The organism is Ochrobactrum sp. A-1 (assembly GCF_022488005.1).
GTDB lineage: Bacteria > Pseudomonadota > Alphaproteobacteria > Rhizobiales > Rhizobiaceae > Brucella.
This window is the reverse complement of record NZ_JAKVQC010000005.1, coordinates 128139-154015: the sequence shown is the minus strand read 5'-3', so window position 1 is coordinate 154015 and position 25877 is coordinate 128139. Positions and strand designations below refer to the sequence as shown.

The window sequence follows — 25877 nt, the reverse complement described above, 5'->3', positions numbered from 1 at the left end:
GTCAATTTCTATGCCCCCCCCTAAGTCAGCTGCAGAATTCTCAGCCTCGATCTAGAAAACACATCCGCGGGGGAGGGCCGTCACGAGCGGCAGAGCGGCCCACGCTAGCGATTACAAGCCGCTCCAACGTTTCTTTACAACTGTAAAGTCTATGGTATCACATCCGGCCCGCAATAATCTTTACAACTGTAAAGATCGCCCGTTTCAGTGTTAACCTCTCATTAACGAAAAAAACATTGTCGAATCGTTAGATATGGGTATCTTTGACGGTAATGAACACTTTTCGCGTTCATAACCGTCATGAGGAAATAATGCTTCAGCCAACCAATGTCACCGTCAGCGACACCACATCAAAGATCGAAGGCTACACTTCGAAGCTTTCTGTGGAACTGCGGGATATGCGGGAGGCTTTTTACCCACCACAAGCGCGCAAGTCGTTTACTCGCACCTTTTCCACACTTGACCTAGTACGTTTATTGAACGTCCCTGAGAGCACATTGCGTCAGCTTACCATAGAAGGGAAGGGGCCGCAGCCTGAACGGGCGGAAAACAATCGCCGGACTTACACAATCGAGCAAGTCAAAGAACTGAGATCGTTTCTGGCCGACTTACGTCCTGAAGAAGCTCAGGATTTGCTTCCTTACCGTCGGACTGGGGAACGACTACAAGTTTTAGCAACCTCCAACTTCAAAGGCGGGAGTTCTAAAACAACGACTTCGGTCCATTTAGCGCATTTCCTTGGCCTGCAAGGTTATCGAGTTCTTTGCATAGATCTCGATCCTCAAGCGTCGATGACTTCAATGTTCGGCATTCAGCCTGAGTTCGATCTTGAAGAGAATGAGACTGCTTATGCAGCACTGCGCTATGATGATGAGCGACGCCCTCTTGCTGAGGTTATCCGTGCAACATATTTTCCAGGCGTTGACTTAGTCCCTGGCAATCTCGAATTGATGGACTTCGAGTTTGATACGCCTTCCTACCTGACATCGCGAAACAGAGATGAACTTGGACTGTTTTTCGAGAGGCTTGGAAAAGCGATCGCTTCGGTGGAGAACCAATACGATCTGGTAATCCTAGATACTCCACCTTCTCTTGGCTATACCACCCTAGCAGCCCTCTACGCCGCGACTTCATTGATCGTGACCGTGCATCCTGCGATGCTTGATGTCGCGTCCTGCAATCAATTTCTCATTATGATATCTGATTTGGCCGATGTTTTGGCCCAATTTGGCGCTCGTTTCGACCACGATCACTTTAAGTTTTTACTCACACGCGTAAATCCGAATGACGGGCCCCAAAAATATATGTCCGGTGTCATGCGCCGCCTTTTTGGTGATGATGTTTTAGTAGCGGAGGCACTGGAATCAACTGCGATAGCAGGGGCCGCAGTTGCCAAGAAAACACTCTACGAGTTGGAGCCGGGAGAGGTGGGCCGAGAAGCGTTAAAAAGAGCAATTGAAAGCGCAGATCGGGTTAACTTTGAGATCCTTGCTCTGATCCATAAGGTTTGGGAGCGATCCAAATGAAGAAAAGCATCCTGAAACGAATGGCCGATGCTGACAGCAGAACCGAATTTGTGGGCACTCCTGACGCCGCTGAACAAAATCCAATTGCAAGGCGCCACTCTTCTCCTGTCATCTCCAACGTCGGTCGAGCTCTCACGCAGCTTACCGAAGATAGCATTGTTACACTTGATCCCAGCAAGATCGAGCGTTCCCCGTTCAAAGATCGGTTTGAAAACGATGCTGAAGCCGATAGCGAACTGGAGTTGCTAAAAGCTTCAATCGCAGCAGAAGGGCAAAAGATACCGGTTTTAGTACGACCGCATCCGTCCAAGCCCGGCCATTATCAACTGGCTTATGGATATCGGAGACTGGCCGCAATCAAGTCACTGATGGGGGAAGCCGATCAGAATGAGCCATTAAAGATCAAAGCTTTTATTCGAGAGCTCACTGATCGTCAGTTGATCGAGGAACAATCGCTCGAAAATGGCGTGCGTGAGGGCCTCACATGGATTGAACAAGCAATGTGGGCTTTACAGTTAAAAAACGTAGGCTTCTCGCATCGCGCTATCTGCCCCGTGCTGGGTTTGAGTGAGTCTGCGATTTCGCATCTATTCAAGGTCAGCTCTGTTATTCCAGAAGATGTAATATATGCCATAGGTCGGGCTAAATCAGTTGGACGCCCTAAGTGGACTGCTCTCGCTGAAAACCTAAAAGAGCCCGTCCAACTCGAAACCATTCGAGAGTTGATTAAGACTGATGACTTCATCGCTTCGGATAGCGCGACACGATTTGCATTAGTTTCCGCAGCGGCAAAACCGATAAACGTTTCGGCAGGTGAAGCAGAAGCTGAAGAAACGAGGGAGTTTTCGCTGGGAACTCGACTCTTTGGGCGGATTAGGTCCACCACGTCTGGTGTCATAATGACAATTCCAAAACAGGAAAGTCATTTTGCTCAGTGGCTAACTAACCGTATGCCAGACTTGATTAAACAGTTCGACGAGCGTTCCAAGACTTAACAGCAACGGAACGTATATGATCAACGGTCGATAAGGAGAGACCACAAAAAGAAAAAGGCCCCCAAAACGTCGCCGTCGTGGAAGCCGATTTCATGGTTTGTAGCAGGATCAAGAATCGCATTTCCTCGAATCAGTGTCAAGAGTCGTAAGCGTCATTTTGGCGGGTGGATTTCTTTTGCCTTTTGAAAGGTGAGAGGGAATGCAAATTTTGAAGACTGACACGTCCGTATTCCGCGGGCGAATGAAGGCGTTTGCCCAAAATTCAGACCGGCAAGAGAAGCCGAAGCAGGGGAGGGGTGTAAACAGATGGGCGCTCTACAAACAGCTTTGCGTGGCTAAGGCTGACTTCGATCTGAATGATCGTTGCCTTGCCGTGCTGAGCTCGCTTCTGTCATTTCTGCCGGATGATGAACTGCATGAGAAAAGCGGTCTGGTCGTTTTCCCATCCAATCGACAGCTGTCGCTGCGCGCCCATGGCATGCCGGAGTCTACACTGCGCCGACATCTGGCCTCCCTGATTGAAGCCGGGATCATTGCGCGCAAGGATAGCCCGACCCGCAAACGCTATGCACATAAGGATAGGGAAGGCGGCGTCGAGCTTGCTTTCGGCTTTTCCTTTGCGCCCTTGCTCGATCGCGCCTCTGAAATTGCTGCTATCGCGGATAAAATACTCGCTGATCAAAAAGCACTGAAGCGTCTTCGCGACGAAGTATCCGTCATGCGCCGAGATATGGCGGGAGCTTTTGCGGATAAGGCTGAAGAAACAGGTGAGCTTAGTGAACGTATCGAAGCGTTGTTCGTTCGCTTCCGCGCCATTGTCGACGCTATCCCTCGCCGCGCATCTCTTGATGAACTGTCCACGATTAAGGTCAATTTTGAAACCATTCGCGGTGAAATGGCTATCGCTTTGAAAACAAATGAAATTGCTCCAGAAATGAGCGGCAGCGTCGCCCAATCTGAGCGGCAGCATAATGAATCCCTGCCAGAATCCTTTTTTGAATCTCAAAATGGCAAAAAGATTGTTTTGAACGCACCTTCTGCGGAAATACCAGTTTCTGTGAAGCGGGAAGAAGGAACTTCTGGCGAGTTAACGCCTTCCATTTCGCTCGACCTGGTGCTTCGATCCTGTCCAGATATTCGCGAGTATGGTGCGAACGGAATTGGCACATGGCGAGAGCTTCTCGACGCCTCGCGTATCGTTTCGGGCTTTCTCGGCATCAGTCAATCAGCCTATCAGGAAGCGATCCGTTTCATGGGGCCAAAAACCGCTTCAACCGCGATTGCCTGGATCCTGCAGAAACTGTCGTCCATCAATTCGCCGGGCGGATATCTACGATCTCTGACACAGAAGGCGAGGGGAGGGACTTTTTCAATCCGCCAGCTCCTGTTTTCGGGAATGAAGGCAAGTGGGTGTCTCGCGATATAGTGGATTAGGATCTGTCATGGCCCGTTATCGCACATCGAGTTCCACATTCCGTTAAGTTGACGATGCCCTGAAGTTACGTTTAAAAGGAAGAATTTAGGAATTCGACTGCGCACTCAGGTTGTTACGAAGGGATTAGCTTGGCCTGCAAATGATCATATGTAAAGTTGGAGATTGTTCCTTCTATAATTCGCTCAACGACTTGGTCAATGACAAAAATCGGTACAAGAAACCATTCACGCGGAACAACAGGATTACCAAAGCGATCTGTCAAACCGATATCAATTCGTGCAGAATCAAAAACGCGGTGAATGACTTTTTCGAGCTTCGTTCGGTTAATATTAAAGAGCTTATATGTCACAACAATTTCTACGTCTGCTAGTAGAAAGGTTGGGTCAATTTTTGCATTCGCAATTCGCTTCTCAACACTTCCTCCTGTCACGCCAATTTTGTGAAATAAATCTCGATTCTGCTTCACGATTTCATTCTCTGACAGACTGCGTAGAACGTAAATCGTCCCGCTCTCACTATCTTCCGAGCTGACTGTGCTGACGAAGAGCGGGCCTGCAGAAGGATCGGATATGCGACGTCCCGCATCGTCTTTGTAAAGTGCGCGCTGCAAAGAGCGGAGAAGCAAATTGCTCTCAGTTCCATTGGAATAAATTACGCGCAATCGGGCGTCAGATTCGCCGTTAGGAGCTTTGATAGCCTCACCAACTTCCGCAACATATATTGTTTGCCCACCAAGGATGAAGAATTGCCCTACCGCTATTTCAGCTTTTGAAAACCCTGCATCTTTGACAAAAGGAAGCGTAGAGCGAACTCCAGACTTCAAATCTGCCTGCACTTGCTCAAACAGAGGCTTGAATCGCTCAAAATCCGCACACCGCTCGCGATTGGCAATTTCTTCCGCAGCCTGTTTCTCCGTGACTGAACGTACATGCTGTAAAGTCGTAATATCTGTATTGTCTGCTTCAACACCAAGTTCGGCAAGCAATGCATCGTCGTCCATCTCGTCAATGGACGATTGTGGAATATAACCATTGTCATTAAGAAGCCCGTGCGCATCGAGCGACGCAACAAGTGACCGGCATTCTTCCAATTCGCGAATACGATCTAGCCGGACTGCGTAAAGCCGCTCAAAAATATCGTGCTCATCACCATGACGGGGCGCATGGCCGTGCTCATCAAAAAACCGTACAATTTCTTCAAAGCCAGCAATTATGCGCTCTTCACGCGGTGTACGGTTTGAGGTTTTTTTAACATCAACATCGACACCAAGTTCGGCAAGAAGCGCTTCATCATCATCTTTAAAGTCAGCCATTAGCGGCCTCCGCCTTCATACGCGCAAGGAAGGCAACGCCTTCCGCCATACGTTTTTCCCACGCGTCACTTGATGTCAACGATGGCAAACGACCACGGTCATTTTTAAATTTCAATGCGCGACGAGCAAGATCACGAGCTTCTTCAGGAGATAGCTTTATTTTTTTTCCCGAAATGATTGATGCAATCCGCTTCAGGCTATCCTCGCTCATGGATTTCGCAAGGATCGAATAGGCCTCCCCAAATGGATTGATACGATCAATTAGATCGATGTCCAACTCTTTCACATCCATTGCAAATCTGCGTACGCCATCAATGAGAGCGGTATTCGCAGATTTCAGGCCATCATTGCCTGAATTCATGACAGCTTTCGCCTGCTGTGTAAGGTTCAACGCCGCAATTGCGTGCTGTCGCACCGCTTCCTGATCGACATCGTCCAGCTCGGGATATTTGTCCTTTATAATCTTACCCAGCCGTACCTGCGTCAATTCTTGCGCAACAGTTTCACCACCCGCGTGCTCGCCATCGAAAAGACCCTTTTCCAAGGCCGTCTTATCTTGAACAAATGCCGTAATGACCTCATTGAGATCCTCCTGACAGACGCGCTGAGCTTCTTTGCTCTTGGGTTCGACCAAGCCTTTAATTTCTATCTGGAATTGTCCAGTCTGCTCATTAAACCCAACATTACATTTGGCGGGATCATACCCATTATCGCCGTAGTCGAAATTTGGCACTGGTGTATTGTCGGGTCGTTTAGGCGTGAAATTAAAACGAGGCGCGAGGACTTGTTCCATAAGAAGACTGGCAGCAATCGCTTTCAGAGTGTCATTGACTGCTTCAGTAACAGCGGCCTCAGAAGCATCCGGCTCTGCTATGAGATTGGTAAAACGGGCTTTGGTTTTTCCCGGCGCATCGCGTGTTGCACGGCCAATAATCTGCACAATCTCAGTGAGACTTGAACGATAACCAACTGTCAGTGCATGTTCACACCAGATCCAGTCGAACCCTTCTTTGGCCATGCCCAGAGCGATGATGATATCGACGTGATCGCGGTTATTCTTTTGTGATGGATCTTTGAGAGCTGCAGAAACCTTGTCTCGCTTCGATGCATCGTCATTAACAAGGTCCGCAATTTTAAGGGTTTTACCCTCCTTAGTTTGAACGAGCTGAAAACCTGTTGACGGATCGCTGCCCTGCCACTCGCCAAGTTCTTCGATAATATGCTCAACTTCGCGAATTTTATCTTTTGTGCTTTCACGCGAATTGACCGACGGAATATGAATTATCGTCTTCTCTGTCGGATGAAGAACATTCAGGATATCGTCTGAATATGCATCAGCGTAAAAGAAATAGCCTATTTCCAAAAATTTCAGATATTTATACCCATTAAGCTGCTCGTAATAGGTATAGGTAACGGCATCAAACTTGTTTTCATCTTCAGGTGAGAGGACCGCTTCAGCATCTCCGCGGAAATAAGAGCCCGTCATGGCAACAACGTGAACCTTGTCGCGCGCAATCAATTCGCCCAGATGAGCGCCGAGTTTATTGTCGGGATTTGCAGAAACGTGATGAAATTCATCAATAGCGATCAAACGTCCATCAAAAGCATCAACACCAAATTTATCGACAGCGAAGCGGAAAGTGGCATGTGTGCAGATCAGCACGGTGTCACTACTGTCGAGAAATGATTTTACAGAATTGACCTTACCGCCATCTGTACCGGGCGCGTTACACAGATTCCACTTTGGCTGCACTTTCCAGTCCCAATGAAATCCGAACGTGGTCAGTGGTTCGTCCGCAAAGCTGGAGCCAATCGATTTTTCAGGAACAACAATGATTGCCTGTCTCAAGCCCTGATTATGCAGCTTGTCGAGAGCAATGAACATTAAGGCGCGGCTTTTACCCGATGCGGGGGGCGACTTGATGAGCAAATACTGTTCACCACGCTTTTCATAAGCACGCTCTTGCATAGGGCGCATGCCAAGTTCGTTTGCCTTGGTGGAAGAACCATTCTGCGCATAGGAAACAGAAACAGATGGGACGGCCTGAATATCACTCATTTTAACTCCCCAGCACGAAAACGCTCTTCGAATGCCTTCACACTTCCATAAGTTTCGACAACGCGCTTTTGAACCTTACGCATCATGTCGGAACCGCGTTCCGGCCAATCTTGATGTTCAAACATCTTCTCATATGTGCCATAATGCGCTTTTGCTATTTCGGAGATAACTTTAGCATCGCCGCCAGGGATATAATGACTAGGCATTTTTCGCTTCCCCGTTCTCGAGGAACTCAGGCAAGATTTGAGCGACGGCATCAAATTCCGCTTTGAATTTGTTCATCAGCTCTCCAGTTTTTACAAAGATTTCTTCGCTGTTTTGTATATCTTCTATGCTGATGGTATTGCGGCGTAAAAACCGGGAAAACTGTGCCCCTTCGTCCTTTGCTGCCTTTGAAAAGCTGATATTGAGCTGATTACCGTCATTTTTAGCTTCAATACTTTCAATCAGAGTCTTTCGAAACTGATAGTTGCTCACCGGGCCAACCTCAGCAGTAAGCTTTAAGAAACCTCCCTTTTTGTCACTATGCTTGCCAATTTCTACCCAGCAGATCAACGGTAGGCCAGCCCACCAATCCTCGCATCCCTTCCAGCGTCTACCAAATTGGCCTAGTGCCTCGTACCAGCTTTCGGGAATAAAACTGAACGTACGGGCGTTCAAACCTGTGTAAACGTAGTTAACCCCTTTGACCACAAAGGTCTTGCCATGTTCCGGATTGTCACCAAACAAACTATGCGTAGCCAAAACAAAGTCTGAGGCCGCGCCATGTTCCAGAATGAAATCTAGGACTTTGCGGTGGTCGCGATATAATTGCCGAGCCAGTTTTTCCATTTCGGATCGTTCGGTGCTCTTACCCATCAATTCCTCCAGAACATGCAAATAATGGGTCAGAAAAGTCGTGACCTCGGGCTGAAGCTGGTAAGCTTCGTTAGTCAAATAGAGCTCAAGAAATTTGCCGATCGCCTCATATCGAATAGCCACGTATTCGCTATCCTCCGGCGCTTCATCATTAAGCGTCAGAAATATGCCGGAAATCTCCAGCGGTTTTTCGGTATCGGTGGCTTGAGCGCTATAAAGTTGCTCAATGCGCTGCCGATATCCACTCAACTGGTCTTTACGCTGCGAGCTATAAACCTTGTTTTCAATAATGAACGCCCAGCGGTTTTGCGGAGAGAGAATAAAAATATCGATATTATTCCATTCACAACGTACTTCTGCATCACGTAAATCAGCCTGCGAAATGCGGATGGCATTCGGGCTTTTATGGCCGTGCCCACGTAATGCCTCAGCGAGAAAAGCCTTGAGAAAACTGTCAGCAAGGCTGTGCGTTTCTTGAGGATCCAAAAGCCAGGCGAGAATGGCGGAATGGCGAATTTCCATTCCTTGCATTTTCATGACTTTGATCGGGTTGAATTTGTTCAGATGCTTTTCGATAGAAGACAAGGCTTGATTATTGACAAAAAGCTGCTCAAGCTCATCATAAGATGGCTCATATTGCTCCCCCGTTCCATTGCTCATGCGCTTTTCTTGCTCCCGGTCTTTGCTGTCATTTTGGTATAAAGCTCAAACAGCTTTTCTAAGCGCTCAGTATCGTTGCGGAAACGGCGACCGATATAAATGCGCTCCAGCACCTCGTCATTACGCTCATGCGCTGCGCGCAAGTTGGCGGGCATTGTTTCAGGATCATAGAGATCGGCAATGGTTTCCGGATAATGCGCCTCGCGCGCAAGAAGAATATCCTCTGCGCAGCGTGTTAAATCGGTTTTGTTCTTTTCAGTGAGTGGTGGAACAGGGAAAGTATTGTAGCTCAACTTAACTGAATATCTATACCCTTCACCTAGCCTTCCTGAAGTTACAGAGAGCCAAGCATTGTGCAAGCGTGACATGATGATAGAAATGGTGTGCAATGCTTCGCTATAAACCGCGAAAGCATCGACGTTGACGACAGGTCCACTCTCAAAGATATCAACTGGCACATAATCCCGACCAGAAGAACTTGTTTTGGGTATAGCAAAGAACCGCTCATCTTTATGAGTTCGATAGCAAAATCTATGAGGTGTATGCGCAACCTTCTGGGCATCCCGCCCGGCCAAAATACGATAAGCACGGCATTTTTCAATCTTATCTCGAAGGAAGGTTATATGAATGGCTTCATCATACATCTCATCCGGAACCCAAATGCAGTAACGAAAAGTACCTTTTATAATATCAGTGCCGCCGATATATCGCCTGATGAGTTTCTTCGCATCCTGGCCTGCTTCATTATGATATTCTTGCGAGGTAATAATTAGATTAGTTCCATCGACCGGATTGCTTCCCATACACATATCAGGCAGCCCGTTTAAGGGCTTGCTTTCCGGTGTCACATACACATTGGCTCCCTCAATGAGATAAGGACTGATATTGTATACTTGGCGCCGGATTTCGCCTTCATAAATGTATTTTTCGGCATTACTTTCCGGAGAAAGTCCCAGAATACAACATATAACGCCAGCGTTATGGCTGGCATTATTTGACCATTTGAAAGATGAATGAGCAAAGACTATACTTATTCCTTGCGAAATCAGATTCCCCCAAAGCAATCCCGTTTGTTCACCTTGGCAGATGGAATTCGTGCATACGAAAGATGCCTTTGCAGGGCTAATATTCTGATATTCTGAATATTTAAATAGCCAACAACAAACGTAGTCTAGCTGCATTAACTTTTCTAGTCCACAGCGCTTCATGTCCTCTTTCTGGGAGTTGCTTAGCTTCTTACCACCGAGATAAGGCGGATTACCGCAAATATAAGTTTCGCCACCTTCGTTCTCAAAATCGATCTGCGTTTGATCGAGTGGCGTATGAAACAAATCATTGGCATTGAGCTTTACAGCTGCTCCTGTCGGCGGGCAGATGCTCAGCCAATCAAGCCGCAGTGCATTGCCTTGCGTGATCCAGTTTTGAGCATCAAGTGGCAGGAATTCTGCCAGCGCTTCTTTCTGCCCACGGTATGTCACATCACATTGATATTCGGCAATGATGAGCGCCAGACGCGCGATCTCTGCCGAAAAGTGACGCAGTTCTATGCCTCGAAAATTGGTCAGCGGGATTTCGGTGCGCAGCTCAGGTTCACCGCGTCGTTTGTTAATCTCTGCCTCAATCTCGCGCATTTGCTTATAGGCAATCACCAAAAAATTGCCCGAGCCGCAAGCTGGGTCAAACACGCGGATACGTGCCATACGATTGCGCAGGTTCAACAATTTCCGCGCATTATCGCCTGCCTCTTCAAGCTTTTCACGCAAGTCATCAAGAAACAGCGGGTTAAGCACCTTCAGAATATTCGGCACGCTGGTATAATGCATGCCCAATGCGCCGCGCTCTTCATCATCTGCCACGGCCTGAATCATTGATCCGAAAATATCCGGGTTAATTTTGGTCCAGTCGAGCCGGCCAATATGGATGAGATAGGTGCGTGCAATTTTCGAAAATAGCGGCACTTCTATGCTGCCAGAGAAAAGCCCGCCATTCACGTACGGAAATTGACCTGCCCAGCGCGCGAGTTGGGCCGATGCTCTATCGCTGATCGATGTGTTCATCGCACGGAAGATTTCGGAAATCACCTCGTGCGTGTTGGATGAATCCTTGGCACTCATTTGCTCAACAGTCTGAGTGAATACACCCGTCCCATTGAAGATGTCGGTATCTTCCGCAAAAAAACAGAAAATCAATCGCGCCATGAAGTGGTTCATTTCCTCACGGCGTTCAGCGCTGCCCCAATCGGGATTATCCTTCAAAAGCTCGATATAAAGACGGTTCAGACGTCCGGTGGCCTTAATGTCAAAGGCGCTTTCCTTGATCTGCTGAACTGCCGAAATACCTGCAAGGCTTAGAAAAAATCCGAAATGATCCGGGAAATCCGTGTATTTGCAGGCAACGACGTCACCGCTGTTGAGATCTTCCGCCTGAAAATCAATGCCATCGGTCGCAACGATAAATTTGGCTTTATTGCGCGCAGTGGCAGGGCTCTCTTTGAGCGCTATAAGCGTTTGCGTTACCGCACCTTCATCCGCAATCTTAATATGAATATTATTGGTTTGCAGAAGTCCGCCAATATCCGACTTGTTTGTGTCGCCACTTCTCAGTCGCTTCAGCGTGGTTTCTTTGGCACCGAACGCCTGAATGAAGGAGAATGGAAAATCTGCGGCGTCAAAAGGCTGTTCTGCAAGTGCCGATATTGCCTCTTCGATTTCGACAGCGTTCATTTTCCAGCCCCTTCATTTCACTTCAGCCAAAATAGTCCTCATCAATTTTCTTGAGATGTAAGACGTCTTCATCACGGCAGCCGATATTGTATCGGATCATTAGTTTGGCAAGCTGTACTCCGTCAATGAGGACAATCCTCATCCCAAGGTCTTTTGCTGTCTGAATTGCAGATGAGCTGAAAGAGGAGGTGGTGACAAACAGCCCTTTTTGCGCCTTTTTGATATTCAAAGCACCGAAGAAATCACGGATTTGTCCGGAGCCGATGTTATTGCCATCAGCATAACGCTTGGCCTGAATATACAGCTGATCAATGCCAAGGGGATCCTGATCGATTACACCATCAATTCCGCCGTCACCGGACTGGCCAATCGCGCGTGCTGCATCTTCGGAAGAGCCGCCATAACCCATAGCAAGCAATAATTCGACCAGCAGTTCTTCAAAGAATTTAGGCGTTGCGTTCCGCACGCGCTCCAACAATTCGGAGGCGAGCGTTTCATTAATCTGACGATAGGTTGTACGGATCAGTTCATCAGGCGTGATTGCTTCTATTGCGTCATGCGAAACAGACGACGTGACGGGATCGGCTTTGTTGCCTTTTCGCGATTTAAACTCTTGGAATGCTGCAAATCTTTCCAGATATGCACTATCGATACGGGTCGGAGATTTGCCGAGTATTCGAATACCTTCTTCCGTCAGCTTATATGCGCCACGTGAAGGGTAACTGATCAGACCGGCTTGCTTCAGATAGGATTTCGCCCAATTTACGCGATTATCGAAAGTGCGCTGTTTACCGCTTGGCAATAGCTGTTCACGATCTTCTGTACTAAGCTTATAAGTCTCGGCGAGAGAGGATATGACTTCTTTGGTCGATATTTCACCATCAATTGCCGCTTTTAATACCGGCAACATCAGCGTTTGGTAATCAGGTATCATCGTTTTCCCCGCGTTGGAAACATAAGAATATTGAGCCCAATCGCGGTTGTCAGCAGCAATTTTTAATTGCGGTCCATACGATGCTCGTTCTTGATGTGACCTATAACGGACTCGACGGCTGACCGCCGTCGCATCTGGCGCTTGATGGCAGGGGTGACGGTAAGCGTACGCTGCCCCCCGCCTTCCAATTACAGTTCTAATTGTCTCATTAGATTTTTGAGATGAACAGGACGGAGTTTCTCCATGGATACTACATTGGAGGTTCTACCAGTTGGTGGCGGAAGCCGTGGGAACCGAAAGTGGCCGGATGATTTGAAGGCGCGTATTGTGGCAGAAACGCTGCTGCCTGGCGCTACGGTGAGTTCTGTTGCGCGTCGGCACGGTTTGCTTGCAAATCATGTATCGACGTGGCGGACTCTTGCGAGAAAGGGGCATCTGGTGTTGCCTGCGCCAGAGGATCCGGTGGAGTTTGCAACCTTAATGGTTGGGTCGACCACTAAAGCAGCGTGCATTGATGTTGATGTTCCCTCGCGCCCGGAAATCGTCGCAGGCTCAGTGGTCATTCGTCTGGAGACCGGCGCTTCGGCGGATCGGATCGCATCAGTGGTGCACGCCTTGGCTACCTGCTCATGATATTTCCTTCCAACCGGGTGCGGATCATGGTTGCGACGAAGTCCATCGACTTTCGCAAGGGGCATGACGGGTTAGCGGCACTCGTATCATCGGTTCTGCGCGAGAACCCATTCACGGGTACCGTATTTGTGTTCCGTTCACGCCGGGCAGATCGGTTGAAGCTGCTATATTGGGACGGTACCGGGCTGGTGATGGCTTACAAGCGGCTGGAGGATACGAGCTTCACCTGGCCTACCGTCAGAGACGGGTTGATGACGTTGAACCATGCGCAGTTCGAGGCACTTTTTTCCGGGCTCGACTGGCGCAAGGTCAAGGCTCTGGAAGCCAGAACGCCAGCTGCGGCAGAATGAATCAAGTATCTGGATTTACGTGTTTTTGCTGACGTCAGGTGATAGCTTCGCCTGATGCAGACTGCTCCCGCCCTTGATCTTTCCGCCATTCCTGCTGCGCAACGCGCGGCGGTTCTGGCATTGATGGAAGAGGTTGCGGCGCTGAAAGACATCACCCGGCGGCAAGAGCACCTGATTGCCGAACTGAACCACGCCTTGCATGGAAAACGGTCGGAAAAGCTGTCAGAAGACGAGCGACAGCTGGCGTTCGATGATCTGTCTATCGCGCTTGCGGAAGTGGAGGCAGAGAAGGAAACGCGTGCCGCCAAAGCGGGCGACGGGACGACCAGGCTCGCAGCCAGACGCACCATTGGCAATTTGCCTGCCACATTGCCACGTATTGAAGAAATTATCGAACCGGACAGCCTGATTTGCCCCTGCGGCTGTGGCGTGATGCATAAGATCGGTGAAGACCGAAGCGAGCGGCTGGACATCGTGCCGGCGCAGTTGCGTGTCATCGTTACAGTGCGGCCAAAATATGCCTGCCGGACCTGCACCGACGGGGTGACCCAGGCGCTAGCGCCGGCACATCTGATCACCGGTGGCCTGCCCACGGAAGCAACACTGGCCCATGTTCTGGTCAGCAAGTATGCGGACCATTTGCCATTATATCGCCAGAGCCAGATCCTGGCACGAGCAGGACTTGATCTGCACCGGGCGGTTCTGGCCGATTGGGTCGGCAAGGCCGCATTCCATCTAAGGCCCGTAGTTGACCGGCTGGCCGATCATCTGAAGCGGTCTGGAAAGCTGTTTATGGATGAAACCACCGCCCCAGTGCTGGATCCGGGGCGTGGAACAACCAAAACCGGATATCTATGGGCACTGGCCCGCGATGACAGGCCATGGGGCGGAGAGGATCCGCCCGGCGTGGTCTACTTCTACGCTCCAGGTCGCGCAGGCGAGAATGCGGAAACCATCCTGAGCGGTTTTGACGGCATCCTGCAGATCGACGGTTATCAGGGTTACAATCGGCTTACCAAACCCTCTCGCAAGGGTGGCAGTCCCGTTCAGGTGGCCCAGTGCTGGGCACATGCAAGGCGTAAGCTGAAGGAGATCTTCGACCGGGACGGCTCCGAGATCGCCGCCGAGGGCTTGCGTCGGATCGCCGAATTCTATGCCATAGAGGCTGATATCCGTGGCATATCACCCGGTCAGCGCCTCTCCGCCCGCCAGACCCGCACTGCGCCTCTGGTGGCGGCCTTCGGAGAATGGCTTCAGGCACAGCGTTGCAAGGTATCCGCCAAATCCCGCCTGGGAGAAAAACTCGCCTATATCCATAACCAATGGGGCGGCCTGCAAACCTTCCTGATGGATGGTCGCGTAGAGATTGACTCCAACAGGGTCGAAAATCTCATCCGGCCCATCACTCTCAATCGCAAGAACGCGCTTTTTGCAGGTCACGACGAAGGCGGCATCGCTTGGGGGCGCATCGCTTCACTGATCGAAACTTGTAAAATCAACGGCGTCGAACCCTTTGCCTATCTCAAGGCTACACTGACCGCCATCGCAAGTGGACATCCCCAAAGCCGCCTCGACGACCTGCTCCCGTGGAACTTCAAGACGTCAAGCTAAGACACAAGTGGTCCGCAGCGAACGCTTACGGTAAGCGCTGTTTTCAGGCCACGGCTTTGAGATCGTGCGTTGCGGCATAGGCCCAAGGCAGCAGGTCGTCGATCTGGCTATTTGGATGATTGTTGACGATCTTGGTGAGGACGTCTGAGAGATAGGCCAGTGGCTCGACATTGTTGAGCTTTGCCGTCTCGATGAGCGAGGCGATAGTCGCCCAGTGTTCGGCCCCGGCGTCAGAACCGGCAAATAGCGCATTTTTGCGATTGAGGGCAATTGGCCTGATTGATCGTTCGACGACGTTGGAATCGATCTCGATCCGGCCATCGTCGATGAAGCGGGTCAAGCCGTCCCAGCGTGACAAGGCATAGCGGATTGCTTCGGCGAGTTTTGTCTTCTGGCTGATGTAGCCGAGTTGTTCACGCAGCCAGGGAGCGAGGCTGTCGGTAATCGGACGACTTTTTTCCTGACGGGCGACACGACGCTCCTCGTGGGGCCGGCCACGTATCTCTTCTTCGATCCTGTAAAGTTCGCCGATGCGTCGCAGCGCCTCGCTGGCGATGGGTGCCGGACCAGCGGCAGCAAGCTCATAGAAGCGGCGTCGAACGTGGGACCAGCAGAAGGCCAGCGACACGGTGTTCTTTGCCGCGAGCGGGCGATATCCACTGTAGCCGTCTACCTGCAGGATGCCGACGAAGCCGTCGAGATGGGCCATCGGTCGTTCGCCTTTGCGATCTGGCGCATAGACATAGGTGACACCGGGCGGGTCATCGCCCTGCCACGGCCGGTCATCTCGTGCATAAGCCCAAAGCTGGCCGGTCTTGGTTTTGCCACGTCCCGGATCGAGCACCGGGGCCGTCGTCTCGTCGGCGAAGAGCTTGGACGATGACTTCAGATGATCGAGCAGCCGCTGATGGACCGGGCGTAGATGCCAGGCGGCGCGACCGACCCAGTCGGCGAGCGTCGAACGGTCGAGGTCGATGCCCTGACGCTTGTAGATTTGCGCCTGGCGATACAGCGGCAGGTGGTCAGCATATTTAGATACCAGCACCTGGGCGACGGTTGCCTCTGTCGGGATGCCGCCCTCGATCAGCCTTGCCGGGGCCGGAGCCTGGACAACGACTTCTTCACAGGCCCGGCAGGCATACTTCGGGCGGCGCAGCACGAGCACCCGGAATTGGGCGGGCACAAGATCGAGCTTCTCGCTGACATCCTCGCCGATCCGATGCAGGTCGTTGCGGCAGCAGGGGCAGGCATGGTTATCGATATCGACCACGATCTCGACGCGCGGCAGGTGCGCTGGCAGTGAACCCCGGTTCGTACGCCGTTTAGCGACCTGCGCCTGGCGCAGAGCAGTCGAGCCTTGTTCCTTCTCTTCCAGCCCGGCAGCCTCGATCTGTTCGGCCTCTTCAAGCCCAAGCAGAAGCTGGTCCTCTGGAAGCGTCTCTGCCCGTCGACCAAAGCGGTGACGCTGTAATTCCTTGATGATCTGCCGCAGGCGGGCATTCTCCGCCTCACGCGAAAGCACCATTGCTTTCAGCGCGTTCAGGTCATCCGGAAGCTCGTCTGCCGTCATCGTCATGGATCGAGAACAGCATATTTTGCCGCTCGGAGCGAGACGCTGAATGGCTCTGATTCAATTGGTCGCGCCCGTTATCCGGCCTTTATCGGCGTGCGCGTTTCGCTCGGCGCATGCACGCGTTTCCAGTCCAATCCTTCGAACAGAGCCGAGAACTGGGCGGCCGTCAGATGCATCACACCGTCTTGCATTCGAGGCCAATGGAACTCGCCATCCTCGATCCGCTTGGCGACCAGGCACACGCCGCTGCCGTCCCAGAAGATCAGCTTGATCCGGTCCGTTCGTTTGGCCCGGAATACGTAGATCGTGCCCGAGAACGGGTCGGCACCCATCTGGGCCTTTACCAATGCCGCCAATCCTTCAGCACCTTTGCGGAAGTCGACAGGCTTGGTGGCGATCATCACTTTTACCGCACCGGACGGGCCAATCACGACTGAGCCTTCAACGCCTGGATGACGGCGGCAATGGTTGCAGCATCGGTGCCAGAGGCAATACGCAGCCAGGCTCCATCAATCCGCAATTCAATGGCCGCCTCCGGAGAAGTTCTTCTTGGCAAACGTGCTTGCCGCGCCCTCTTCGGTTCCGAATTCTCGGGCGACACGACGACTGCTGGTGCAAACATTGGTGCTTGCTCCGGCACCGACAACACATCAAGCGGCTTTCGGGCGAGCCGTCGCCATGTGAACAACTGCTGCGGCGTCAATCCATGCCGCCGCGCCACAGAGCACACCGTGACGCCGGGCTCGCAACTCTCCGCAATGATCTGCGCCTTCTGATCGTCGCTCCATTCGCGACGACGGCCATTGCCTGTGAACACCTCAAACCGGCGTATCGGCTCATCCTTGGATTTAAGCGTAAGTTCTGAAATCGACATATGTCCTAGCCCTCTTTCGAGGTTGAACATCAATGATCAAGCGATGATCCGGAAGGTGGGGTCAGGACAGCGCTTACCGCTTACGGGTGACGCGGCGTTTCTGGCTAGCGGTAAAGACCCGGAACTTGTGGCTGTCAGGCGCGTTGTGGCCGTGATATCCGGCATTGGCGAGGATACGGGAAAGTTCGTTGCCGATCGTCTGTTCCATGTCGGGAATGACGGTTTCAAGGGTGTGGCCATCGTACGGATGGCCGGGCAGCGCCATGGCATGCAGGGCGAACTGCCCGCCTTTGGAGCGGCGCAATGTCGCGGCGATGGAGACCTTCACCCCGAACTCGTTGGGCTCGTGGGCCTTGCCCTTGCCGATGCATTCGACCTCGTCGGCGGGCAAGCTGTAAATTTTGCGGCCACGCTGACGCTGCTTCTGGTTCAAAACCGTTTGTGCCTTGTAGAGCTCCCGGCGGAAGATCGCATGGAGCCGTTCATCCCCGGCGATCTGACGTTCCATGTCCCGGACGACGCGTCCCAGATAGGTCTTCAGCTTGCGCAAGGCCTTGCCGGCCCGCTTGAATTGCTTGGCGTGCGCATAACGTTGGTGCTGGATCAGGGCGAATTTACCAACCCGCACATAGGTCTGGCGCAGTTCCAGGCCGGTTTCCCTTACCAGACGCACCCAGCCGTTCCCGCCCTTCTTCGGCTGCACCGTGGTGTCCACGATTACCTGACGCGTATCAGCAGGCTTCATCGCCCCGGTCCTAACCGCTACCGACAGGCTTTCCTGTAGAAGAGCCTTGATCCGCTCATCGCCCATGCGCCAGCGGGTCATTGACGAACGGTCAAAGGGCAACAGATGCTGGAAGAATTCCTCGCCGCAGAAATACTGGCAGTACGGACTGTCGAGGTAGCGGGCGCAGACGGCCTCATCTGCGCCAACCGCACCAGTTCATGCTTCAAGTCGATCATCTGGTTAAGGTGCGAGCGAAACAGATCCTGCTCTCCCGTCTCGTGCATCCAGCGGAAATACGAAGCTCATAATCAGAGACACCGGGAATCAATCATTAATGTTTACGTCCATAGTCGATAAGACTAAATCAACTTTTCTATTCTTAAAATTAATTTTAATATTTTCAATCCTACAAAGATACTCGTCTGCGAAAATAAAGTAATTATTCCACAGGGAGTATTTCCTGGATATATCGAGCAGTACCTCCAGTGGGATTTCTGCAAATAGGGATCTATCTTTTTCATTGTCAATAACACCCTTCGCAGAAAAATATATGCTATCCCATTTGCCTCTGTCCTTAAGAAGTAGCAATTCAGGATACTTTTTATTCGTTCTATTGTTGTTCATTTTACCGCCTCGTATTTGGTTATTTTTGAGCCTATCCTATATGTATACGCGATAAGATCGCGAGAGATCGCAATGCTCCTAATCCTGAACACAGAGATGTAAAGGCTGCGGATCATACGATGTTCTTGTATCCTCTCTCCCAAGGAGAAGCAGCTTATCTTACGGGGCGTTGGCGTCACGTTGGCATGCCCCCACGCCAAAAAACGCTGGAAACGGGGAATAACGGTCTGTCGTAAACGAAACCGCGAAAACCAGTCGGGCAACAGCCGGTTCTGTGCATTAATTGTCATTTCGCCCTCATAGTCTGATGTAGCCGTCACTGAGCTACGCCAGATAAACGAGATAGGATTATTTCGAAAACTGAGCCCGCGACCTTGGCCGGTTCAGACCGTCTAGTTTTTTGTGCATTACGTGCAGAAAACGTCCTTGGCTTTCAACAACAGTCGGAACTACCGTCATCGAACCACTGGGTAGAAAGGCCGACCCCAGTTTGACGCGTGGTTATCCATCATCAGATCAATGAATGTTGGCATCAAGAATGCGAGAATCGCTGAACCATCGCGTACCTGTGTGCGGTTCACCCCACTGTTCCAGGTTGATCCGCCGTGAACAATCTGGTTCCGGAGAACATATAGTCGTTCAAAAACCAAACTGAGCACCCGGGCGGTGTTGCCATTCTGGAAAGCCTTCTTGAAGAGATCGGACGAGGTTTGAAAGCGGGCTTCCCAGTCTTCATAGCCGTCTATGCCATTATGATGCTGCCAGAACGGGCTAAAAATGTACGGATTTTCCATGAGGAGGCGTATGGGGCCTGAGAACTTTTTCCAGACCGCATTGTAAATACGATTGCTTTTGTCAACATCGACCAGCCGACCAAAGAAATCCAGAAACGCTACCCGCTCGCCGGTTTGAATCGACTGAAACTCACGCTCGTCCGCATAGGCGGCATTGAAGGCAATCCAGAGAAAAATAAACCTAGCGTCATCATCATCGTTACAGGTCTCGGCGCGCCCAATCCAGCTGAGCGACCGATGCACGCGAAGATTGACGTTTTCAGGAAAATTTTCTCGATGTTCCCGTTGCTTTTGCTTCAGGCTTTCAAAGTTCAGTTCGTTCGTCACGTGACCCCCGTATATGTTGCTGTCAAAGCTGACAGCCATGTTCTCGTATAATGAATCTGTAAGACTTCCGTTTAATCATACTATTGCGGAATTTGCTCTCGGCTCAGCGAGTACAGCCACCGATGGCTGATCCACCAACTCAAGCGATCCATGATCAACCCAAAAAATTCCGATGCCCCGCAGCGGATGTTTGGGAAAAAACTTGGCGACGAGATCAGCATATGCCGCAAGCTGCGGCCAGTAAGGCCCCAAGCCTTCTCCGGAGCCTCCTGATTTATGATCGATCAGAATGCTTCCCTTCGGGCCAACTGCCAGAAGATCGATGGTGCCATTGATCTGGGCACCGGCTTCGGTTTCGTACCCGATCGGGATTTCGCAATGAAGTTCTGAATAGCCTGCATCACTGAGCCAGGCTTTCAGAGCTTCAGCGCGATCTGCGACTAGAGTAAGCGTCTCTTCATTAAGGCCCGTTGCTGCAGCTAGCTCTTTTTCTAGGTCCTGCCTCAACAATTGGCCATGTATCGCGAGATGGAGCGCTGAACCACGAAGGGCGTCGTTAACAGCAGTTTCCCATGGCGTGCCAATTTGAATAGTGCGGCTGACTGGCCTTTTTCCTACCGCACTTGCTGATGATGGCTGCACTCTCCAGGGGGTAAGTTGCGTAGTTGCCAGTCGGTCTGCCTTTCCTAATTGGATGGATTGGAAAGCAAGTCCATTTTTAAGTTCGGTAAAGCCTGCAGTATCTGCCATCTGTTTGAGATGAATCTCGCATTCCGCACCATTTAGGCGCAGTGCATTATCTGTTAAAATAGGTTTGCAGTTATCCTTGAATACATGAAACAGACAGCTGGCTTCTGGGGCATCCTCTTCTCGGTCTTTAAGAAACGATGGCCATTCTATGATTAGCCGATCCCGTGCACGAGTTAGGGAAACGTATAGAAGGTTTTTCGCAATTGCCTCAAAATCTGAACGCCGATCGTCAATGAAAAGCTTTTGTGCTTCCGGTGCGACGAAGCATGGCGTGTGAATGAGTTTTGCAGATGCGAGAACGCTTGCAATGTCATCAATTTGATCAAGTGCTTCAAAGCTGACCGACGTTGTTCCAGGGCGTTCCAGAATTGAATTATCAAACTCTGCGACAATCGTAATTGGCCACTCTCGCCCCTTTGAGGCGTGCCAGGTAACGATTTCTACCGCTTCGGCTGTGTTTGCGGACGGGTCAGGTCGACGATCAAAATCGCGTTCGCCGGCGCGTGCAGTTAACCAGCCAAGGAAGACCTTAATGGTTTCGCCGTGAAAGCCAGAAGCAGCTTTCAGATCACGATGAGCTTTTTCAAACTCGATCGCCTCCGCTTCCAAACGTAACAAGTCTGCTCGAGCCTGATGGGCATCGCGCTGCGATGCTGCCCAGGGACGGATATTTGCAGTATCAACAACGAGATTGACAGCCGCAGAAGCTGGAAGTGGCAATAGACTGTCAGAAATTTCCCTTAGCCGTTCTAAAACGCCATCCCTAGCCAATCGCCCATCAAGCTGGGCACTTAGCGCATCCTGCAAAGAAATCGGATCAGGCCCAAGTGTGCGCAAAAGAAGTGCCGCATGAATATCCTGCGGGTTTGCAGCATAACTTAATGCGGCAATTGCTGCCTGAACACTCAAACTAGTAAGCCAACCATTCTCAGCAATGCGAACAGGCACGCCGCGCTTACGCAATTCGTCAGCGTAACGCGTGGCTGTTGAATGTCGGCATACCAACAAAGCTATATCCGACGGCCGCGCCGGCCTTGCCGATTTCGTATGCCGGTCCGTGATTGTCTCAGCGCTATTCAAAAGGCAAGCAATGCGTTCGGCAACATGTTCTTGTGGTTTCGAGGCTGTACGCACGGCTCGGCTTTTATGAAGATCCAAGATTTCCAGCGCGATGCCGTCAACTGGGTCACGGGTAGGGGCCAATGGATTATAGTCTTCGCTAAATAATCCCTCCCCCATAGCATTGACAAATTTCATTACCGCAGGTGTCGAGCGCCAGTTTCGATCAAGGGGCTGTGTCGATGCGGGATTGGATTTTGCTAACGCTTGCGATAGTCGTGGATCCGCGCCCTGAAACCCCATAATTGATTGCTTAACATCGCCTACGAGTAGTGTACGCGGTACATTCGCACCCAATTGCCACAGAAGAGCAAATTGAACGGGGTTAGTATCCTGAAATTCGTCGATGATCACGCAGTCAATTTCATCCAGTACTGCCTGGCGAACTTCCGGGTTCTTGCGCAATAAAGCTTCAGCACCTGTGATCATATCGGCGAAGTCAATGAGTCCGAGCGCTTTCTTGCGTTCTTCATAGGCCTGCATCACTTCTTGCGCGCAGGTGATGAGACAAAGTAAATGCTTTTTTGCATCTTCCAGTGGGCCGGGATGCGTTGGCAAAGCATCTGCGTGCGCAATAATGGCAAGAGCAAGTTCATCGTATCCATCAGGCGTTTTGGTCCGGCTATTGGACATCCATAACCCGCGAAGATCCTGCCAAACTTGCCAGTCGCTTTGTAGCAAATTGGTCTTTTTACTCACCCGCTGAAAAAGTGCGAGATTGTTCTCGAGCGCCTCTCGAGGGCCTTTGGACGTGACAGTCGCCATACCTCCCTCAGGAAAGGCGGTAAGCATCAACTCAATGGCTTTTAACAATGCATCACGTGCAGATACAGGATCGGCCAGCGTTGGACCATAGATTGCGTCCAATCTTGCCAGTGCAGGCTCTATTAGCTTTCGATCCCTGCCAATTTCGCCTAATCCGCGCAAAAGGTCGATCATGGCAAGGACACGCGCACGTAAACTGTCTTCGACGCTCTCGTCTCTCTGCCAATTTGCGGAATAGCCGTAACGCTCGGGCTCTTGTTTGATGGGATCCAGCGCCTTGGAATGTGCAAGAGCTTGTCGGATCAGAAGATCACGTTCTGCATCACCCAAATGACGTGGCTGCGGTGAAGAGCCTGCCGCAAGGGCATGCTCGGTTAGAATACGTAAGCCTAAGCCGTGGATTGTGGACACGTAGGCGCGTTCAACTGCCATGGCTTCAGACACTAATCCATCAGCCAGAAGACCTGAACGAATTCGCTCACGCAGTTCACTTGCTGCAGCTTCTGTAAAAGTTACTGCAAGAATGCGTTCAGGCCGGACGGTGTTCGATTTTACCCAGTCAGATAGCTGCGTTTTGATACGATGCGTCTTTCCCGCACCAGCACCTGCCGGAACAATGACAAGGTCTTGATCCAATTTTGGATGTGCCATCATCGGTCCTCTTCAGCTGGTCTTATAAAAGCGGTCACGAGCGCGGATCCATCCGTCAGTGCATAAGGAATGAAGTTTGCTTCCCGGCGGAAGAAGCTTTCATCAGCAGTCGTATTCAGGACTACTCTGCCGGCACCAATTTCAGATAGACGCTCGGCCAGTTTGGCCAGAGCGCCGTCATTGATATCATCGCCCATATCGCGTGCGGGCGAACCGTTCCCAGGTACGTAACCAGATGTCAGCAATCCTCCATCATCCATGAGATGATAAGCAATGCCGACTTTGCGACCGATGAGCTCACCCATCGCATCCCCATCACGGCGTGTCGGGTTTTGTATCATATCCCGATAAAGCCCGGCTTGTAGATCCCAGCCCGCCTGCATTCTCTTGCGACGCGATGTGCTTCCGCTCTTCTTGTGATCAACCACAAGCAGAGTATCGTCAGGCAATCCGAGAATTGCATCAGCCTTACCGTGAAGCTCAATGCCCTGAACTTTGCCTGATAACCAAACTTCATTGCCAATAATCTTTGCGCCTAAGGCAATCAGGTGTTCGCGCCAACGTTCCGCGGATTGAAGAATTTCACGCTGAAGAGCATCCCGCTCCATTTCCCAAGTAGCATTACGCAGAAAACTTGCGTGCCGTGCCAGTGCCCGATCATAGGCTTGCTCGACGGATAAACGTAGTTCATCGATGCGTGGCACTTCACCTGCTGGAAAAGCATGCTCAAACACATCATGTGCGATGCTCCCCTTTGCGAGAATATCGAGCTCTTCCGCCGACCAACTCATATCGACTGCATTAATTTCACCAAGCAGCCAGGTAAGTGGGCTTACTAAAAGTGTTTCCAATTTTGATGGTGATTGAGGCTTAGCCGTTCCATCGTCTCGAAGGCGCAGCGATAGCAATCCATGATCAGGGAAGATTATTTCTTCAGGTATGTTCGACGGTTCAGGGTTTGGTGTCACAAGATGATAAGGAACTGGCCATTCGTCTTTCTCAAGTGACGAGAGATCCTGTATCAGGCCCGATGCATCTTCTACGTTATCAAAAGCGCGCGCAATCAGCGGCAGACCAGTCGAAGGCGCAAGTCTTCCTCCTGAATAATCCCGCCACGGTATCAGGAATGCAACGCTTTCTGACACAGCCCGAAGCTGTTGATCGAACAGCGCCATATTCTGTTCAAGTCTTTCCGCACGGCCATGCAATTGAAAGCCCATTTTTTCTCTAATGGTGATAATCTCGCTATCAAGAAAAAGTGGATTGGCTCGAGGTCGGAGTGGATAAAGCCCTTCTGTGAAATCGCTTACAATCAGATGGCGGCAAGATCGCCATGGCGATTCATGTGCGGACCAAAGACTGACGCCCTCCACATTCCTGACAGGGTCAGATACGGATGATTGCTTGATCTGAACTGAACGTAAAAGTATCTCCCAATCTGGACTACCTTCGCCAAGCGGGATGGAAAGCCTTGCTGTAAGCGCGTCACCTTGGGGAAGTTTCGAACAAATGCGATTTGTATAGAAACGTAACTGCGCTAAGCTGCTGGCGGATGAACGAATGTCGTCCCAAAGTTCCTTATGCTCAGGTACCGGCGCCAACGCCTCGCCTCTGAAATCCCCACCCATTACGGTTTCGGCAAGATCACGACCAGTTTGCGCAGACCATGGGAGTAGGGGTGATAATGCAATGCTGGCTAAAACCATTGCTGGGGTCGGAGGTCGCTTCGCCAGCAACAATTGTAATGCCAGCTCACCTAAAAGATCCCGCTCAGGTAAGTGATCGGGCAAGCCAGATAATGGCACCCCCTGTGCCGTAAAGGCGCGAACAATATGATTAAGATCATCTGCAGCGAGAACAGCAATGTCCTGGGCCTTCGCACCTGCTTCAATGAGGGAGCGAGCGCGTGCTGCGGCAAAATCTGCGCAGACACTCACGTCACGCAAACCATAAAAATTCATGCTGTAATCAGCTGGGCCAGTTTCAAGATCGCTTACAAGCAATCCGGCCTGACACGCATTGAGACGTGTTCCTTTTGCAGCTGCAAACCTTGTCGCGGTTGAGGGAACAGAACCAAACTCCGAATGTAGTCGCTTATATAAGGCTGCCAACGATGCTGGCGCGCAAGCATCTAGTGAACCTTCAACAATGGAGAGCTTGGATAAAAAGTGGCGATGAGGCAATTGGAGAATATGGCGGATGGCAGATAACCCGTCTGGCAAGGCATCGCCCATCCTTGTCCAAAGATTTATCAATGCGGTCAAATGACGATCGCCGCGGCTGTTGCAGGGGGCTGGGAGCGCTGGCGGCAATAAATCTGGCGTCGAAAGGATTAAGTCTTCTAAAGCCGACGTAATAGCAGAAACAGTCTCAACTGGCGCATTCGCGAGACTCATCGCCCACACAGGCTCGTCGTATTCATGTATGGCCTTTGCTAATTCCCAACTAGTCGGCAGAGGAGCAAGCGAGAGTTCAGCCAGGCGAGTGACTGTTGGCCTGTACTGCACACCAGTGAAGACGTCAGCGATCAAGAATGGAAGATGCATTCCGCTGCCTTAAACTGATTTATTTTAGATT

General features: G+C 51.0%; 18 protein-coding genes and 1 pseudogene. 6 read left to right on the top strand and 13 right to left on the bottom strand.

From position 1 onward, the window contains the following. The first annotated feature begins 311 nt into the window (after window positions 1-311). From repA to repC, 3 genes are all read left to right on the top strand, one after another. Window positions 312-1526: a plasmid partitioning protein RepA gene (gene repA, locus MKS82_RS17905; protein WP_240579131.1), complete on the top strand. Its 1215-nt coding sequence runs from the start codon at window positions 312-314 to the stop codon at window positions 1524-1526. Continuing rightward, complete coding sequence (repB, locus tag MKS82_RS17900; RefSeq protein WP_240579130.1) at window positions 1523-2521, top strand: plasmid partitioning protein RepB; 999 nt, start codon at window positions 1523-1525, stop codon at window positions 2519-2521. Before repA ends, repB begins: the two co-directional genes overlap by 4 nt. A gap of 199 nt (window positions 2522-2720) precedes the next feature. Continuing rightward, window positions 2721-3947, top strand: a complete 1227-nt coding sequence (repC, locus tag MKS82_RS17895) for a plasmid replication protein RepC (protein ID WP_240579129.1) — start codon at window positions 2721-2723, stop codon at window positions 3945-3947. Between the two features lie 121 nt (window positions 3948-4068). On the opposite strand, the gene MKS82_RS17890 is transcribed toward repC, so the two are convergent. Genes MKS82_RS17890 through MKS82_RS17865 form a run of 6 tightly spaced genes read right to left on the bottom strand, consistent with a single transcriptional unit; the run spans window position 4069 to window position 12502 of the window. Continuing rightward, window positions 4069-5268 carry a GIY-YIG nuclease family protein gene (locus tag MKS82_RS17890; protein ID WP_240579128.1) on the bottom strand — a complete coding sequence of 400 codons (1200 nt, stop codon included), beginning with the start codon at window positions 5266-5268 and terminating at the stop codon, window positions 4069-4071. Beyond that, window positions 5261-7327, bottom strand: a complete 2067-nt coding sequence (locus tag MKS82_RS17885) for a DEAD/DEAH box helicase (RefSeq protein ID WP_240579127.1) — start codon at window positions 7325-7327, stop codon at window positions 5261-5263. Before MKS82_RS17885 ends, MKS82_RS17890 begins: the two co-directional genes overlap by 8 nt. Next, complete coding sequence (locus MKS82_RS17880; protein ID WP_240579126.1) at window positions 7324-7533, bottom strand: hypothetical protein; 210 nt, start codon at window positions 7531-7533, stop codon at window positions 7324-7326. Before MKS82_RS17880 ends, MKS82_RS17885 begins: the two co-directional genes overlap by 4 nt. Then, window positions 7526-8845, bottom strand: coding sequence for a PDDEXK-like family protein (locus MKS82_RS17875; RefSeq protein ID WP_240579125.1), 1320 nt, complete (start codon window positions 8843-8845; stop codon window positions 7526-7528). The genes MKS82_RS17880 and MKS82_RS17875 overlap by 8 nt, the downstream gene beginning before the upstream one ends. Next, a complete protein-coding gene (locus MKS82_RS17870) occupies window positions 8842-11568 on the bottom strand; it encodes a DNA methyltransferase (protein ID WP_240579124.1) in 2727 nt (908 codons plus the stop codon). The genes MKS82_RS17875 and MKS82_RS17870 overlap by 4 nt, the downstream gene beginning before the upstream one ends. 22 nt (window positions 11569-11590) lie before the next feature. Further along, window positions 11591-12502: a restriction endonuclease gene (locus tag MKS82_RS17865; protein ID WP_240579123.1), complete on the bottom strand. Its 912-nt coding sequence runs from the start codon at window positions 12500-12502 to the stop codon at window positions 11591-11593. A 243-nt stretch (window positions 12503-12745) separates the two neighbouring features. Here MKS82_RS17865 and tnpA (MKS82_RS29545) point away from each other — a divergent pair, with 243 nt between their 5' ends. From tnpA (MKS82_RS29545) to tnpC (MKS82_RS17850), 3 genes are read left to right on the top strand one after another with little or no spacing between them, the layout of a single operon-like run. Further along, window positions 12746-13135, top strand: coding sequence for an IS66-like element accessory protein TnpA (gene tnpA / locus MKS82_RS29545; protein WP_276313399.1), 390 nt, complete (start codon window positions 12746-12748; stop codon window positions 13133-13135). A 26-nt stretch (window positions 13136-13161) separates the two neighbouring features. Then, window positions 13162-13485 carry an IS66 family insertion sequence element accessory protein TnpB gene (gene tnpB, locus MKS82_RS17855; protein ID WP_240579122.1) on the top strand — a complete coding sequence of 108 codons (324 nt, stop codon included), beginning with the start codon at window positions 13162-13164 and terminating at the stop codon, window positions 13483-13485. A 54-nt stretch (window positions 13486-13539) separates the two neighbouring features. Next, window positions 13540-15096, top strand: coding sequence for an IS66 family transposase (tnpC, locus tag MKS82_RS17850; RefSeq protein WP_240579121.1), 1557 nt, complete (start codon window positions 13540-13542; stop codon window positions 15094-15096). 43 nt (window positions 15097-15139) lie between these two features. On the opposite strand, the gene tnpC (MKS82_RS17845) is transcribed toward tnpC (MKS82_RS17850), so the two are convergent. From tnpC (MKS82_RS17845) to MKS82_RS17815, 7 genes and pseudogenes are all read right to left on the bottom strand, one after another. Next, window positions 15140-16672 carry an IS66 family transposase gene (gene tnpC, locus MKS82_RS17845; protein WP_121539677.1) on the bottom strand — a complete coding sequence of 511 codons (1533 nt, stop codon included), beginning with the start codon at window positions 16670-16672 and terminating at the stop codon, window positions 15140-15142. A gap of 71 nt (window positions 16673-16743) precedes the next feature. After that, on the bottom strand, window positions 16744-17100 hold the full coding sequence (gene tnpB, locus MKS82_RS17840) for an IS66 family insertion sequence element accessory protein TnpB (RefSeq protein ID WP_109366349.1): 357 nt from the start codon (window positions 17098-17100) through the stop codon (window positions 16744-16746). After that, window positions 17097-17543, bottom strand: coding sequence for an IS66-like element accessory protein TnpA (gene tnpA / locus MKS82_RS17835; RefSeq protein ID WP_181375986.1), 447 nt, complete (start codon window positions 17541-17543; stop codon window positions 17097-17099). Before tnpA (MKS82_RS17835) ends, tnpB (MKS82_RS17840) begins: the two co-directional genes overlap by 4 nt. A gap of 85 nt (window positions 17544-17628) precedes the next feature. Continuing rightward, a pseudogene (locus MKS82_RS17830) lies at window positions 17629-18554 on the bottom strand (IS5/IS1182 family transposase); the annotation flags it as partial. Window positions 18555-19349: 795 nt separating this feature from the next. Beyond that, entirely contained in the window at window positions 19350-20015 is a 666-nt protein-coding gene (locus tag MKS82_RS17825; protein WP_240579120.1) for a HEPN domain-containing protein, read from the bottom strand. 75 nt (window positions 20016-20090) lie between these two features. After that, window positions 20091-23303, bottom strand: coding sequence for a UvrD-helicase domain-containing protein (locus MKS82_RS17820; RefSeq protein WP_240579119.1), 3213 nt, complete (start codon window positions 23301-23303; stop codon window positions 20091-20093). Next, on the bottom strand, window positions 23300-25846 hold the full coding sequence (locus tag MKS82_RS17815; protein ID WP_240579118.1) for a PD-(D/E)XK nuclease family protein: 2547 nt from the start codon (window positions 25844-25846) through the stop codon (window positions 23300-23302). The genes MKS82_RS17820 and MKS82_RS17815 overlap by 4 nt, the downstream gene beginning before the upstream one ends. Window positions 25847-25877: the final 31 nt, after the last annotated feature.

Bases quoted from the DNA above. Each gene is read 5' to 3' on its own strand.
- repB (WP_240579130.1), top strand. From the start codon at position 1,523: ATGAAGAAAAGCATCCTGAAACGAATGGCCGATGCTGACAGCAGAACC.
- MKS82_RS17865 (WP_240579123.1), bottom strand. From the start codon at position 12,502: ATGATACCTGATTACCAAACGCTGATGTTGCCGGTATTAAAAGCGGCA.
- MKS82_RS17890 (WP_240579128.1), bottom strand. From the start codon at position 5,268: ATGGCTGACTTTAAAGATGATGATGAAGCGCTTCTTGCCGAACTTGGT.
- MKS82_RS17875 (WP_240579125.1), bottom strand. From the start codon at position 8,845: ATGAGCAATGGAACGGGGGAGCAATATGAGCCATCTTATGATGAGCTT.
- repC (WP_240579129.1), top strand. From the start codon at position 2,721: ATGCAAATTTTGAAGACTGACACGTCCGTATTCCGCGGGCGAATGAAG.
- MKS82_RS17885 (WP_240579127.1), bottom strand. From the start codon at position 7,327: ATGAGTGATATTCAGGCCGTCCCATCTGTTTCTGTTTCCTATGCGCAG.
- repA (WP_240579131.1), top strand. From the start codon at position 312: ATGCTTCAGCCAACCAATGTCACCGTCAGCGACACCACATCAAAGATC.
- MKS82_RS17815 (WP_240579118.1), bottom strand. From the start codon at position 25,846: ATGCATCTTCCATTCTTGATCGCTGACGTCTTCACTGGTGTGCAGTAC.
- tnpC (WP_240579121.1), top strand. From the start codon at position 13,540: ATGCAGACTGCTCCCGCCCTTGATCTTTCCGCCATTCCTGCTGCGCAA.
- tnpC (WP_121539677.1), bottom strand. From the start codon at position 16,672: ATGACGATGACGGCAGACGAGCTTCCGGATGACCTGAACGCGCTGAAA.
- tnpB (WP_240579122.1), top strand. From the start codon at position 13,162: ATGGTTGCGACGAAGTCCATCGACTTTCGCAAGGGGCATGACGGGTTA.
- tnpA (WP_276313399.1), top strand. From the start codon at position 12,746: ATGGATACTACATTGGAGGTTCTACCAGTTGGTGGCGGAAGCCGTGGG.
- MKS82_RS17820 (WP_240579119.1), bottom strand. From the start codon at position 23,303: ATGATGGCACATCCAAAATTGGATCAAGACCTTGTCATTGTTCCGGCA.
- MKS82_RS17870 (WP_240579124.1), bottom strand. From the start codon at position 11,568: ATGAACGCTGTCGAAATCGAAGAGGCAATATCGGCACTTGCAGAACAG.
- tnpA (WP_181375986.1), bottom strand. From the start codon at position 17,543: ATGTCGATTTCAGAACTTACGCTTAAATCCAAGGATGAGCCGATACGC.
- MKS82_RS17880 (WP_240579126.1), bottom strand. From the start codon at position 7,533: ATGCCTAGTCATTATATCCCTGGCGGCGATGCTAAAGTTATCTCCGAA.